The sequence below is a fragment of the Sandaracinomonas limnophila genome (genome assembly GCF_004005965.1).
GTDB lineage: Bacteria > Bacteroidota > Bacteroidia > Cytophagales > Spirosomataceae > Sandaracinomonas > Sandaracinomonas limnophila.
Genome location: NZ_SACY01000013.1, coordinates 1 through 596, shown reverse-complemented (window position 1 = coordinate 596; position 596 = coordinate 1). Strand labels below are relative to the sequence as shown.

Annotated in this window: 1 protein-coding gene; it reads right to left on the bottom strand. The window is 37.9% G+C overall.

Going from position 1 to position 596, the window contains the following annotated elements:
* Positions 1–596, bottom strand: a 596-nt coding sequence (locus tag EOJ36_RS11995; protein WP_238944490.1) for a hypothetical protein, incomplete at both ends; no start/stop codon positions are given.

Below are 596 nucleotides of genomic sequence, written 5' to 3'. Positions count from 1 at the left end.
AATGCCTCTGATTGTGTTGCTCTTGAAATTTCACGATCCAAACGACCCACCAAAGTTGTATCTTGGTTAGTTGATCTTAATACTTCATTCCCAAATGCTACTACCAATGAATCTTCTCTGCTTCTTGATCTGGTAATCTCTGAATTCAAATTCGTTTCAATGGTATTTTCGCGACTAATCGCTCGATTTCTTTCTCTGGTAATCCATGCTGAGGTTGAATCTGATGTACTCAATACTGAAACTGCGCCATCTACATATCCTTTAATAGCCTTTACTGTCGGATAATTCGTATCATTATTAGTTGCATCTGTAATGCCTGTTGCTTTATTAGCCAATAACTCTTTTAATGCCTCTGATTGTGTTGCTCTTGAAATTTCACGATCCAAACGACCCACCAAAGTTGTATCTTGGTTAGTTGATCTTAATACTTCATTCCCAAATGCTACTACCAATGAATCTTCTCTGCTTCTTGATCTGGTAATCTCTGAATTCAAATTCGTTTCAATGGTATTTTCGCGACTAATCGCTCGATTTCTTTCTCTGGTAATCCATGCTGAGGTTGAATCTGATGTACTCAATACTGAAACTGCGCCATC